This window comes from Bradyrhizobium sp. ARR65, assembly GCF_000472385.1.
GTDB lineage: Bacteria > Pseudomonadota > Alphaproteobacteria > Rhizobiales > Xanthobacteraceae > Bradyrhizobium.
Genome location: NZ_AWZU01000005.1, coordinates 123,987 through 136,674 on the forward strand (window position 1 = coordinate 123,987; position 12,688 = coordinate 136,674).

The following is a 12,688-nucleotide window of genomic DNA, read 5'->3' on the forward strand; positions in this document are numbered from 1 at the left end:
CAGAATGCCGATTGTCTTGCACAGTCATTCCGGGGCGATGCCAACGGCATCGAACCCGGAATCTCGAGGTTCCGGGTTCGGTCCACCCAAGTCGGAGCGAAAGCCGGGAGCGTCCGTTACACCCGCTTCTTTTCCCGCATCAGATCGGCAAAACGCCGGAACAGGTAATGCGAATCCCGCGGGCCCGGCGAGGCCTCCGGGTGGTACTGCACGGAAAACACCGGCTTGCCCTCGAGCGCGATGCCGCAATTGGAGCCATCGAACAGCGAGATGTGGGTCTGCTTGGCGCCGGCGGGCAGCGTCGCCTGGTCCACGGCAAAGCCGTGGTTCATCGAGGTGATCTCGACCTTGCCGGTGGTCTCGTCCTTCACAGGGTGATTGGCGCCATGATGGCCCTGATGCATCTTCTTGGTCTTGGCGCCTACGGCCAGGCCCAGCATCTGATGGCCGAGGCAGATGCCGAAGGTCGGCGTGCCAGATTCGATCACCTTCTGAATAACCGGCACCGCATATTTGCCGGTCGCGGCGGGATCGCCGGGGCCGTTGGACAGGAACACGCCATCCGGCTTCATCGCCAGAATGTCTTCGGCCGATGTGGTGGCCGGCACCACCGTGACCTTGCAGCCGACACCCGCGAGCAGCCGCAGGATGTTGCGCTTGATGCCGTAATCGACGGCGACGACGTTGAACTCGGGATTCTCCTGCCGGCCAAAGCCTTCATTCCACACCCAGGGCGTCTCGTCCCAGGTGAAACGTTGGCCGCAGGTCACCATCGGCACCAGATCCATGCCCTCGAGCCCGGGCCATTCCCGTGCTTCTTCCTTGAGGCCATGCAGGTCGAACTTGCCGTCCTTTGCGTGCGCGATCACGGCATTGGGCATGCCCTTGCTGCGGATCAGTGAGGTAAGCGCACGGGTGTCGATCCCGGACAGGCCAATAATGCCGCGAGCCTTCAGCCACTGGTCGAGATGGCGGGTGGCGCGGTAGTTGGACGCATCGGTGATTGCGGTGCGCAGGATCACGCCGCGTGCGCCCGGCGTTGCCGCCATGTTCACCGTCTCGATGTCGTCCTCGTTGGTGCCGACATTGCCGATATGCGGGAAGGTGAAGGTGATGATCTGCCCGGCATAGGAGGGATCGGTGAGAATCTCCTCATAGCCGGTCATGGCGGTATTGAAGCAGACCTCGCCCACGGCGTGGCCCTCGGCGCCAAGGCCAAAGCCCTCCAGTACCGTGCCATCGGCGAGCACTAACAGCGCGGTCGGCTTGTGGTCCGGCCAGGCGGCATCGTTATCGATCGGGGTCATGATGCGCCCTACATAGTCCCCGCTTCCGCCGGCGTCAAAGCAAAGGGTGCCGATTCACATGCGTTTTCCGCATATTGGAGGGCCCAATGGCGGGTTTTGCGGGTGTGCCGCCGCCCATGGAACTTGGTTGTTTCGGAGAGGCGAACGGCCTAGATCAGGGACCCTGGAGCATGATCCGGAGAAGTGGATACCGGTTTTCCGAAAAGATCCCGCTCAATCGAAAAGCCTGAAGAGGACAAGCCGATGCTGCGCGACGACATCAACAACGCGGTGAAGGAGGCCATGAAGGCCAAAGACGAGCGCAAGCTCGGCACGTTGCGCATGGTCAATTCCAACATCAAGAACGCCGATATCGAGGCGCGCGGCCAGGGCAAGCCGCCATTGTCCGACGCCGAGCTGCTCTCGGTGCTGCAGAAGATGATCAAGCAGCGCCAGGAGGCGGTCGAGCTATACGACAAGGGCGGGCGCGCGGAGCTCGCGGCCCAGGAGCGCGAGGAGATCGCGGTCATCTCGGCCTATTTGCCGAAGCAGATGTCGGAGGAGGAGGTGAAAGCGGCGATTGCTGCCATCATCGCCGAGACCCATGCAGCCGGCATCAAGGACATGGGCAAGGTGATCGGCGCACTGAAGGCGAAATATGCCGGGCAGATGGATTTCGCCAAGGCAAGCGGCTTGGTCAAGGCGGCATTGACGGGCTAGCTGCAAAGTCCGTTCGTAAAGCTGGCGCCGGCGGTCTGCATCTCGATCGTCATGCCCGGGCTTGTCCCGGGCATCCACGTCTTTAAAACTGGCCGCAACGAAGAAAGACGTGGATGGCCGGGCCTTCGCCTCGCCGAAGGGGCTTCGGCCCCGCAGGCGGGAGGACCCCGGCCACGACGGAGGATACAGCCCTGCCATGCTCACACAAACATCCTCTTACGATGAGCTCTATCGCAACTTCCGCTGGGAGATCCCTGCGCAGTTCAACATCGCTACTGCCTGCTGCGACCGCTACGCCGACGGCTCCGGCCGGCTCGCGCTGATCTATGTCGACGAGGACGGCGTTGCGCAGCGCACGTCGTTTGACGAACTGCGCGGCCTTTCAAGCCGCTTTGCCAATGTCCTGAAAGCGGATAGCCTTGCGCGCGGCGACCGCATCGCGGTGTTTCTGTCGCAATCGCTGGAGCTGCCGGTCGCCCATCTTGCGGCGTTTCGCGCCGGGCTGATTTCGGTGCCGCTGTTCTCGCTGTTCGGCGAAGACGCGCTGCAATTTCGCCTGCACAATTCCGGCGCCAAAGTGGTGGTGACCGACGAAGCCGGCTTGCAGAAGATCGCTAGGATTCGCGACCGCCTGCCTGAGCTGAAAAACGTCTATGTCGCCGGCCGTGCCTCAGCCGGCGCCAAATCGTTCTGGGCTGAGATCGAGCGCGCCTCCGACCATTTCCCTACCGTCGACACCGCCGCCGACGATCCCGCCATCATCATCTACACCTCGGGCACGACGGGAAATCCGAAGGGCGCGCTGCACGCCCACCGCGTGCTGCTGGGACATCTGCCGAACGTCGAGATGGCGCATGATTTCTTCCCCAAGCCAGGCGACGTGATGTGGACGCCAGCCGACTGGGCCTGGATCGGCGGCCTGTTCGACGCGCTGTTTCCGGCCCTCTACCACGGCGTGCCCGTGGTTGGGCATCGGGCCAAGAAGTTCGAGCCGGAAGCGGCCATGGAGCTGATGGCCCGCTATGCGATCCGCAACGTCTTCCTGCCGCCGACTGCGTTGAAATTGCTGCGGCAGGCGGACGTGAAGCACGCGGGCGTGAAGCTGCGCAGCATTTTTTCCGGCGGCGAGTCGTTAGGGGCCGAGCTTCTCGACTGGGTGCGCGCCACCTTCGGCATCGAGGCCCATGAGATCTACGGCCAGACCGAATGCAACCTCGTGATCGGCAACAATGCAAAACTGTTTCCGATCATGCCGGGCTCGATGGGCAAGGCGACGCCCGGCTTCGACGTCCGCATCGTCGACGACAAGGGCAGGGAGCTGCCGCGCGGCGAGCGCGGCATCATTGGAGTACGCCAGCCGAACCCGGTGACCATGATCGAATATTGGCGCAATCCGGAGGCGACGGCGAAAAAATTTGCCGGCGGCTTGCTGCTCACCGGCGACCTTGGCCGCCAGGATGAGGACGGCTACTTCTGGTACATGAGCCGCGAGGACGACGTCATCACCAGCGCCGGCTATCGCATCGGGCCCTCGGAGATCGAGGATACGCTGCTCAAGCATCCGGCGGTGGCGCTCTCCGCTGTCGTCGGCATTCCCGATCCGATCCGCACCGAAGCGGTCAAGGCCTGGATCGTGTTGCGGCCGGGCTTCGCACCAAGTGAGCAGCTTGCGCGCGAGATTCAGGATTTCGTGAAGGTCAAACTCGCCGCTCACGAATATCCGCGCCACGTGCAATTCGCCGACAGCCTGCCGATGACCGCGACAGGCAAGGTGCTGCGGCGGGAGTTGCGGGTGAGGGGGTGAAGACGTTCGGAATCTCGAGGTTCCCCGATGCGCAATTGCGCATCTGAGGTTCGCGCTTACGCGTGCCCCAAAACGACGGTGCGAGCTACGGCGTCGCAATCCCCAGAGCCTTCAGCGCGTCCAGCATGCGTTGCGGCGGGGCCATCTTGATCACCAGCGGCTTGCCGGTCTCCAGGACGCTCTTCAGGCTGGAGAGGATCGCAGGCCAACCTTGGCGACCGCCGGACAGGATGTCCTCGCTCAGTGGACGGTCGTGCGACTGCAGCATCGTGAGCTTCACGACATCGTCGGCCGGTTCGATCTCGTAAGTCACGAGCGTCGGTCCCAGCTTTTCGATCAGTGCCGGCCAGTTGACGTTGAAGGTGACGGTCAGCTTGCGGTAGGGGACGCATTCGATCACCTCGCCCGAGATATGCAGCGAGCCGTCGGGCGCGCGCACGATGAAGGCGCCGCCGATCCGCAGGTCCACCTCGACCGCATTGCCGCCAAAATATTGGCGGCTGAACGCGGCACTCGTCAGCGCCTCCCAGACCTTCTCCGGCGTGGAGCCGATATAGATGGTGTAGACGATCGCCGGTTTGAACTGGGTGATATCGATCATCAGCCGACTCCCTCGATGCCGAGCGCGGAAAGTGGAATTGTCAGCGGTTCGCCCTGCTCCAGCAGGCTCTTGAGGTTGGACAGAATGGCCGGCCATCCCTTGGAGATGCCGTCGAGGAATTTGCTGCCTTCGGTGAAGCCTTCATGCGTGAGCGTCAGCTTCGTCACTTTGCCGTGGGGCTCGATCGTAAAGACGACTTTCGACGCCGGCTCCTTGCGCAGGTCTTCCTTGAGAACATGTTTGAACGTGTAGGCCAGCCGCCGCGGCCGATCGGCCTCGAGAATCTCGCCCTCATCGGTTGTTTGCCCATCCATGATCAGCGCAAAGGAGGAGCCCACCTTCCAGTCGGATCGTACTTCCGCGCCGAACCAGTAGCGCCGCGTGAACTCGCTGGAGGTCAGCGCGTCCCACAATTGTTCCGGCGTGGTCTCGATATAGGTGACGTAGACGAATTCTGGCTTGCTCATCGCACCGCTCCCGCCACCTTCTCCGGCACAACGGGCTGGTCCTCATACCAGGGTGCGTGCAGCACCTTGCCGCATTCGACATAGCTCTTTAGACTGGACAAAACCAGCGGCCAGCCCTTGCTCACTTTTTCGAGCACTTCGCTTCCGGGCTCGAACTGGTCATGTATCATTGTCAGCCTGACCTGATCCCGCTGGGGCTCCAATTCGAAGGTCACGCGCGAAGCCTTCCCGCCGTCCAAGTTGTCTTGCGCACGAAACGAATAAGACAGGCGCCTTGGAGGATCGCATTCGAGGACCTCGCCGGTGATGTCGTCTTTTTCATGCCGCACTAGCCGAAGCGCAAATGGAGAGCCGACCTTCCAGTCTGACTCGAGAAAATTTCCGTGCCAATAGCGCCTCGATGCTTCGGTGCTGGTCAGCGCTTCAAACACCTTCTCCGGCGTCGACGCGATATAGATGACATAGACGAATTGCGGTTTACTCATCGCGTTTCTCCAGTTGCCTTTTTAATTCGCTGAGCGCCGCGAGCTTGGCGCGCTCGAACTTCTTGATCCAGCGTTCGCCGATCTGATGGATCGGGACTGGGTTGAGGTAGTGCAGCTTCTCGCGGCCATGCCGAAGCGTGGTGACGAGATTCGCCTCCTCGAGGATCGCAAGGTGCTTGGTCACGGCCTGCCGCGTCATGTCGAGCCCTTCGCAGAGCTCGTTCAGCGTCTGTCCGTTTCTGGCGTGAAGCCTGTCGAGCAGCGACCGTCTCGAGGCGTCGGCCAGTGCCTTGAAGACCTCATCCATGGCTTGGATAATAGGCAACCAAATGGTTGCATGTCAAGAGCGTGTCTTTGGGCATGCATATGACCGTGTTAGGTTCCACGTCAGCCAACGAAGATTGGTTCGCAAAGGGTGGGTGGAAAGATGCCTCGCGTTGCCGTCGCACTGTGTTTCGCTGTTTCCTTCTTGATTTACTTCTTGGACGTCGCCGGTGTCGCGGCGGCGCAGCAGCAGGTGATCGGCGCGCCGCCGGAAGCCTCCAACATGCGGCTGGTCGGGTACAACGATCTGCAGGCGCGCAGCGCCTATCAGCCGACCATTCATCATCAGGGCGACCGCTGGATCGCCTATATCGGCCACCACGGCGGGACCGACGCCGTGCCCGACCCCGTCAATCCGATGACAGGCAAGGCCGAGCCCAACGGCACCTCGATCGTCGATGTCACCGACCCCGCGCATCCGAAATATCTGCACCACATTCCGGGGCAGGAGGGCAAATACGAATCCGGCGGCGCGCAGATGGTGCGGGTGTGCGACGGCAAGACCCTGCCGAAAGGCGATCCGAATGCGGTCTACATGCTGCGTGCGGTCGGCAGCGAAGGCCATGAGATCTGGAACGTCGCCGATCCTGCCAATCCCGTGCTGGTGACCCACATCGGTGAAGGTTTGAAGGACACTCACAAGAACTGGTGGGAATGCGACACCGGCATTGCCTACCTGGTCTCGGGCGCGCCGGGCTGGCGCGTGCGCCGCATGACGCAGGTCTATGATCTCTCCGATCCGGCGCACCCCGCGAAGATCAGGGATTTCGGCCTGGTAGGGCAGGAGCCGGGTTCGACCGGCCCGGTGCCGACTGAATTGCACGGCCCGATCTCGACCGGGCCGCAAGGCAACCGTGTCTATTTCGGCTACGGCACCGACAAGGGCGGCATCATGCAGATCGTCGACCGCGACAAGCTTCTGCATGGGCCGAAGGAGCCGACGCCGGAGAACCTGCGTTATCCCGAGATATCCCGCCTCACGATGAGCGCCTTCAACGGCGCGCACACGACCTTTCCGATGCCGGGCTTGCCGATCGGCGAATTCGCGCATGACAAGGACGGGCAGAGGCGCGACGTCGTCATGATCGTGGATGAGGCGATTCAGAACGAATGCGGCGAGCCACGGCAGATGGTTTGGTTTGCCGACGTCACCACCGAGACGCGGCCGATGATGATCTCGAGCTACACGGTGCGGGAGGCGAGCGGGAATTTCTGCGAACGCGGCGGCCGCTTCGGCTCGCATTCCTCCAACGAGAGCATGGCGCCGGTCTACTACAGGAAGCTCGCCTTTATCGCTTTCTTCAATGCAGGGGTGCGCGCGCTCGACATCCGCGATCCCTATCATCCCAGGGAGATCGGCTATTTCATCCCCTCGATTACGCCGGCCACCGACAAGCGCTGCGTCACCGTCGAGGGCGGCGAGCGCTGCAAGGTCGCGATCCAGACCAACAATGTCGAGACCGATGACCGCGGCTATATTTACGCGGTGGATCGCGCCAACACCGGCCTGCACATTCTGGAATTGACCGGTGAAGCGCGCGCGATCGCAGGCCTGCCGTGAAGGCAAAGGCCATGCGCCGCTTCTCTGCCATCGTGATCGCGGTACTGGCGTTTGGCGCACTGTCGGGCGTTGCCGCCTACCAGAAGATGCGGCCGCAAGCGGCCAGCGCCGGCGGGGATCATTGGCAGGAAGTCGCCTGGCCTTATCCGCGCGACGGCTGGCCCGCGGGCCGTGCCTTTCGCTGCGACGACTGCGGCAATGACATCGAGCTCTACGTCCGGCCGAAGATCGGCTTCTGCAATTGCGATACTGGCGTGGCCGACGATGACGAGGTCGACCGCGTCGCCGATCTCGATCTGATCAGCGAACGCTATGCTCCGCTCGCGCCGGGCAAGGTCATCCGCGTCGCCGACATGTCCGGGCGCTCGCGTGCCTATGATCTCGATATGGCCGGTGGCGTGCGCCATCGCGCGGTCGGTATCGCCGTGTCGCATCGCTGCGACGTGTTGGTTGCGGTGGTGCAGGGAAGGGCGCGCACGGACGAACTGCAGCACGCGGCCCTGCAGTTTCTGCAGACCGGCGAAATGAAGCACTGGATGATGGCCGCGTTGGGCGGAGGTTAGACCCGATCATCGCACCACGATCTCCGCCGTCGTCTCGGCTTTGCGCTCGCTTGGCCGGGACGACACCATTTATGTGGGGCTGGCTTCCGCTGTCCCTATGCTCGTGCATAATACCTCGGCCAACCATCTTTGAGTTCCGCCATGTCCCTTCAAGCCTATCTCGCTTTCGTCGCCGCCTGCATCGCGCTTGCGCTGCTGCCTGGTCCGATCGTCACGCTGATCATCGCCAACGGCCTTCGCCACGGCACCCGTGCGGCGCTGATCAACATCCTTGGTGCGCAGGCAGGGCTTGCGATCGTGATCGGCATCGTCGCCGTCGGGCTCACCTCGCTGATGGCGACCATGGGGTATTGGTTCGACTGGGTGCGCTTTGCCGGTGCCGCCTATCTCGTCTGGCTCGGCATCAAGCTGATCCGCTCTCCGGTCGAAGGCATTCACGCCGACGAGGCGCCGCCTCCGCCGCGCGGCGGCTTCTTCCTGCAGGGCCTTCTGGTGCTGCTCTCGAACCCGAAGGTGCTGATCTTCTTCGGCGCCTTCATTCCGCAATTCATGGACATGAACGGCGACCACGTCTCGCAGGTCGCGCTGCTCGGCGTCACCTTCATGGTGACCGCGGCGATGACGGATGCAACCTATGCGCTGCTCGCCGGCCGGGCCCGCAAGTTCTTTTCCGCACGCCGCACCCGCCTGCTCTCGCGCGTCTCGGGCGGCTTCATGATCGGCGGCGGCATCTGGCTCGCGCTGACGCGCGCGAAGTGAGCGAAGCTAAGGCTAGCGCGCGCCTGTGTTTAACCGTCATCCTGAGGCGCAGTCGCAAAGCGACGGCCTCGAAGGATGAACGGCCCCGCTGCGAGAGCCGGGCCGTCGCGCTTCGAGGCTCGCTTCGCGAGCACCTCAGCGTGACGGTGCGAACCATCTCAAGTCAGCCGGTCCGCGCGCAATTGCGCCTCGATCTCCGAAAGAATCCGCGCCAGTCGTTCCGCCCACTCACCCTGGCCGGATTGATCGGCGATCAGATCCTGGCGGATCTCGATGCCGGTGTTGACCAGGCCGCGCGCTTCGCCGTGCACGGGGATGGTGTAGTCGGTGAGGTCCGACACCGCGTAGGGCTCGTTATCACCGACCACGAGATCGCCTTCGGCGCGCAACGCTTTCAAGAGCAGCGGCGGCAGCGTGCGGTCGCGGTGATAGAGCGTGCCGATGTGCCAGGGCCGCGCCACGCCGGCATAGACGGGCGTGAAGCTGTGCAGCGACACCAGCACTGTCGGCCGGTGTTGATGCAGCCGCCGATCGATGATCGCATCGATGCGATGGTGATAGGGATCGAAAATCTCGCGCCGACGCATCTTTATCGCCTCGGACGGCAGCGCTTCATTGCCGGGAATGACGGTGGCCTCGGACAGCCGCGGGATCGAGCTCGCGACGCTTGGCGGACGGTTGCAGTCGATCACCAGCCGCGAATAGCGTTGCGCGACGAGATGCGCATCGATCAGCGTCGCGAGCCGCTCGGCCACGCCGGCAATGCCGATGTCCCAGGCGATGTGACGGACAAGCTCGCTCTCGGGCAGGCCGAGATCGCCAAGCCGCTTCGGCAACAGCCGTCCGTAATGGTCGCAGGTGAGTAGAAACGGTGAGGCGCCCGCGGCGTTATATTCGTGCACCGGCGGCGCGTCCTCATTTTCGAGGAGCAAGGATGTTGCGTCCGCAACGTCAGAAGCCATTGTTTGTTGCCTATCGAAGCAGCATATCGAGGTGGAGATGGGACGGTTATCCCGGGAGATGAGATCGTCCAAATCATGATGGTTGGTTTGACGATGCCGTTACTGATGATTCATCACAAGACTGAATCTCGGCATTGCGGCCCCGACGCTTCCGGAGCACACAAGATCATGCGTCGCCCGCACGATGGCCACGATCTGCCCGTATTCAGCGGCGCGCGTTGATTTCTCTCCTCGATTTCTCTCCTCGATTTCTCTCCTCGATTTCTCTTGCCGTCATTGGGGGGCAATGCGAAGCATTGAGCTCTGATGTGCAATTGCACATCTGAGAATCTCGAGATTCCGTGTTCGCTTACAAATGCGAGCGCCCGGGAATGACAGGTGCGAAAAAGATCCCATGCCCTCAGATCATCTCTTCGTCTACGGCACCTTGATGCGCGGCTTCGAGCACCCGATGGCAAGGCTGCTCGGCGCCAATGCCGACTTTCTCGGCGAAGCAAAATGCCAGGGCCGGCTTTACCTCGTGAAGCATTATCCGGGGCTGGTGCTCTCGGACGATGCCGCCGACATCGTGCACGGCGAACTGTTCCGCTTGCGCGAGCGCGACGCGCTGTTGCGCGAGTTCGATATGTACGAAGCCTGCGGCGAAGGTTTTCCCGAGCCCACCGAATATCTGCGGCAGATGATCCCGCTGACGCTCGCGGACGGCACCGCGAGCGAGGCGTGGACGTATATCTACAATTGGCCGGTCACCGACTTGCCGCGGATCGCGTCGGGGCGCTTTCTGGAGCACTAGCCGGACATGACGGATGTACCCTGTGAATAGCCCGGAAAAGCCGGATAAGCCTGACAATCCCCGCCTTTTCCAGTCCCGCCCCTATATGCCTAGCCGATTGGCACGCGGCCCGACTCAGCCCAGAATCACCTGATGCGCTTCACCCCCCAATTCCTTGACGAGATCCGCGCCCGGCTTCCGGTGTCGGAAGTCGTGGGCAAGCGCGTCAAGCTGAAGCGAGCTGGGCGGGAATGGAAGGGGCTGTCGCCGTTCCAGCAGGAGAAGACGCCCTCCTTTACGGTCAACGACCAAAAGGGATTTTACCACGACTTCTCCTCCGGCAAGCACGGCAACATTTTTGATTTCGTTATGGAGACCGAGGGCGTCGGCTTCGTCGAGGCGGTGGAGCGGCTGGCTGCGATGGCCGGTGTGCCGTTGCCCGCGGCAACCCCCGACGCCGAGCGGCATGAGCAGCGGCGCAAGACGCTCTATGACGTCATGGAGCTGGCGGCAAAATTTTTCGCGGACACGCTTGCCTCGCGAAACGGCGCCAAGGCGCGCGGCTATCTCGCTGACCGCGGCATCTCTCCGGGCACGCAAGTGCAGTTTCGCCTGGGCTACGCGCCGCCGGATCGCTTCGCGCTGAAGGAGCATCTGGGCGGCCACGGCATTCCCGTCGAGGACATGGTCGAAGCGGGGCTCCTGATCGGAGGCGAGGACATTCCCGTTCCTTACGACCGCTTCCGCGACCGCGTGATGTTTCCGATCACGGATTTGCGCGGACGCGTGATCGCCTTCGGCGGGCGCGCGCTGGAGAAGGACGTTCCGGCAAAATATCTGAACTCGCCGGAAACGCCGCTGTTTCACAAGGGCGACAATCTCTACAATCTCGCCACCGCGCGCGCGGCCGCGCACAAGGGCGCGCCGCTGGTCGTGGTCGAGGGCTATGTCGACGTCATCGCCATGGTCACCTCAGGTTTCGCGGGCACCGTCGCGCCGCTCGGCACCGCGCTCACCGAAAACCAGCTCGCGCTGCTCTGGAAGATGGCGGACGAGCCGATCCTCTGCTTCGACGGCGACAGGGCCGGGCAGAAGGCGGCCTGGCGCGCCGCCGACCTGGCGATGCCGCATCTGAAGCCCGGCAAGAGCCTGCGCTTTGCGTTGTTGCCGGAGGGGCAGGACCCCGACGATCTCGCCCGCGCGGGCGGCCGGGCGGCGATCGAAGAGGTGATTTCCGTGGCGCGCCCGCTCGCCGATGTCATCTGGTCGCGCGAGATCGAGGGCGGCAGTTTTTCAACGCCCGAGCGCCGCGCTGCGCTGGAGGCGCGGATCGGCGAACTCACGGGTGGCATCCGCGACGAGGTGGTGCGGCGCTACTATCGGCAGGATCTGTCGGAACGGATCGCGCGCGCATTTGCGCCCGAAACCATCCGCGGCTTTGGCGCGGGCGGGCGAGGCCGGCCGGGGCGCGAATCACCCCGCAGTTTCGGGCCGCGTTCCGGGGGTGGCGGCGGCCGTTTCGGCCGTGGCCCGGCTCCGGGGGCGGCCCTCCCGCGCGGGCCGTATCAGCCGGCAAGTCCCCAGCTCGCGGCCAGTCCCTTGCTGCGCGGCCAACGCGCGAGCCTGTCCCGCCGGGAGGCCTTGATCCTGCAATGCCTCATTAACCACCCCTGGCTTTTGCACGATCATCTCGAAGAGGTGGCGGCGCTGGAAATGGCCCACCCCGAAGCGCACAAATTGCGCGCCGGCATCATTGCGGCTTTCGCCAATGATCATCACCATTCGCCTGATCCCGACGAGCAGGCCGAGAAGATGCGCTCCGATCTGGAAGCGGCTGGATTTTTAGCGCTTCTTCAGAGGGTTGACCGGGCGATCACAACGGCTGCGGTGTGGGGCGCTCGCGAGGGGGCCGCGCGGGACGACGTTCTTTCCACCTGGCGCCAGCTCGTCTTCTTGCATCGGCAGTGGCATTCACTACTTAGGGAGCTGAAGGACGCCGAGCTGGCGTTAGGCGAGGAGGCCTCCGAGGCCAATCTGGCGTGGCTGCGTGACGTCAAGGCGCGGATGGCGGAGGTGGACGGGACCGAGGCCCTGATTGAGGGGTTCGGGCAGCTCTCAGGCCGGTTCCAGCGAAGCGTTTGATCGAAATTGGTTGCGGACGGCGGGGGCCGGAACCCGCAAAAAGACTCGCCAAATCCAAGGTTTGGCGGCAATAAACAGGGTTAAGCGAAGTTTAACGGCTGTAACGCCAGAACGGACGAGCCAGAAAAGAGGACCGCAGGGGTGGCGACAGCGTTTGCGCCGCCCTTTCTGCGTCAAGATTGTTTTTAACGGAATCAGGACGGGCGCCGCTCACGCATTTACGTGATGCGCCGTTGGAGAGC

General features: G+C 63.1%; 13 protein-coding genes. 7 read left to right on the forward strand and 6 right to left on the reverse strand.

What is annotated here, in order from left to right; translation table 11 throughout:
* Nucleotides 1–116: 116 nt before the first annotated feature.
* Nucleotides 117–1,307: a glutamine-hydrolyzing carbamoyl-phosphate synthase small subunit gene (gene carA, locus F758_RS0108415; protein WP_024507453.1), complete on the reverse strand. Its 1,191-nt coding sequence runs from the start codon at nucleotides 1,305–1,307 to the stop codon at nucleotides 117–119.
* Between the two features lie 243 nt (nucleotides 1,308–1,550).
* On the opposite strand from carA, the gene F758_RS0108420 reads away from it, so the two are divergent.
* Nucleotides 1,551–2,006, forward strand: coding sequence for a GatB/YqeY domain-containing protein (locus F758_RS0108420; protein ID WP_024507454.1), 456 nt, complete (start codon nucleotides 1,551–1,553; stop codon nucleotides 2,004–2,006).
* 196 nt (nucleotides 2,007–2,202) lie between these two features.
* A complete protein-coding gene (locus tag F758_RS0108425) occupies nucleotides 2,203–3,810 on the forward strand; it encodes an acyl-CoA synthetase (protein ID WP_024507455.1) in 1,608 nt (535 codons plus the stop codon).
* Nucleotides 3,811–3,895: 85 nt separating this feature from the next.
* Here F758_RS0108425 and F758_RS0108430 read toward each other — a convergent pair whose 3' ends face one another.
* From F758_RS0108430 to F758_RS0108445, 4 genes are read right to left on the reverse strand one after another with little or no spacing between them, the layout of a single operon-like run.
* Nucleotides 3,896–4,408 carry an SRPBCC family protein gene (locus F758_RS0108430; RefSeq protein ID WP_024507456.1) on the reverse strand — a complete coding sequence of 171 codons (513 nt, stop codon included), beginning with the start codon at nucleotides 4,406–4,408 and terminating at the stop codon, nucleotides 3,896–3,898.
* A gap of 2 nt (nucleotides 4,409–4,410) precedes the next feature.
* Nucleotides 4,411–4,878: an SRPBCC family protein gene (locus F758_RS0108435; RefSeq protein WP_024507457.1), complete on the reverse strand. Its 468-nt coding sequence runs from the start codon at nucleotides 4,876–4,878 to the stop codon at nucleotides 4,411–4,413.
* Nucleotides 4,875–5,363 carry an SRPBCC family protein gene (locus F758_RS0108440; RefSeq protein WP_024507458.1) on the reverse strand — a complete coding sequence of 163 codons (489 nt, stop codon included), beginning with the start codon at nucleotides 5,361–5,363 and terminating at the stop codon, nucleotides 4,875–4,877. The genes F758_RS0108435 and F758_RS0108440 overlap by 4 nt, the downstream gene beginning before the upstream one ends.
* Nucleotides 5,356–5,670 (reverse strand): ArsR/SmtB family transcription factor, encoded by a 315-nt coding sequence (locus F758_RS0108445; RefSeq protein ID WP_024507459.1) that lies wholly within the window; start codon nucleotides 5,668–5,670, stop codon nucleotides 5,356–5,358. The genes F758_RS0108440 and F758_RS0108445 overlap by 8 nt, the downstream gene beginning before the upstream one ends.
* A gap of 120 nt (nucleotides 5,671–5,790) precedes the next feature.
* Here F758_RS0108445 and F758_RS0108450 point away from each other — a divergent pair, with 120 nt between their 5' ends.
* The 3 genes from F758_RS0108450 to F758_RS0108460 all read left to right on the forward strand — a co-directional run bounded on the left by F758_RS0108450 (nucleotide 5,791) and on the right by F758_RS0108460 (nucleotide 8,570).
* The gene (locus tag F758_RS0108450) at nucleotides 5,791–7,248 is read left to right on the forward strand and encodes an LVIVD repeat-containing protein (protein WP_024507460.1); all 1,458 of its coding nucleotides are present in this window, start codon (nucleotides 5,791–5,793) and stop codon (nucleotides 7,246–7,248) included.
* Between the two features lie 11 nt (nucleotides 7,249–7,259).
* Nucleotides 7,260–7,811, forward strand: coding sequence for a hypothetical protein (locus tag F758_RS0108455; protein WP_024507461.1), 552 nt, complete (start codon nucleotides 7,260–7,262; stop codon nucleotides 7,809–7,811).
* Nucleotides 7,812–7,952: 141 nt separating this feature from the next.
* The gene (locus F758_RS0108460; RefSeq protein WP_024507462.1) at nucleotides 7,953–8,570 is read left to right on the forward strand and encodes a LysE family translocator; all 618 of its coding nucleotides are present in this window, start codon (nucleotides 7,953–7,955) and stop codon (nucleotides 8,568–8,570) included.
* Nucleotides 8,571–8,728: 158 nt separating this feature from the next.
* Here the strand turns inward: F758_RS0108460 and F758_RS0108465 are convergent, their stop codons facing one another.
* Nucleotides 8,729–9,532 carry an N-formylglutamate amidohydrolase gene (locus F758_RS0108465; protein WP_024507463.1) on the reverse strand — a complete coding sequence of 268 codons (804 nt, stop codon included), beginning with the start codon at nucleotides 9,530–9,532 and terminating at the stop codon, nucleotides 8,729–8,731.
* A 394-nt stretch (nucleotides 9,533–9,926) separates the two neighbouring features.
* Between F758_RS0108465 and F758_RS0108470 the strand changes: the two genes are divergently transcribed.
* Both F758_RS0108470 and dnaG read left to right on the forward strand, forming a co-directional pair.
* Nucleotides 9,927–10,325, forward strand: coding sequence for a gamma-glutamylcyclotransferase family protein (locus F758_RS0108470; protein ID WP_024507464.1), 399 nt, complete (start codon nucleotides 9,927–9,929; stop codon nucleotides 10,323–10,325).
* 132 nt (nucleotides 10,326–10,457) lie between these two features.
* On the forward strand, nucleotides 10,458–12,446 hold the full coding sequence (gene dnaG / locus F758_RS0108475) for a DNA primase (protein WP_024507465.1): 1,989 nt from the start codon (nucleotides 10,458–10,460) through the stop codon (nucleotides 12,444–12,446).
* Nucleotides 12,447–12,688 lie beyond the last annotated feature (242 nt).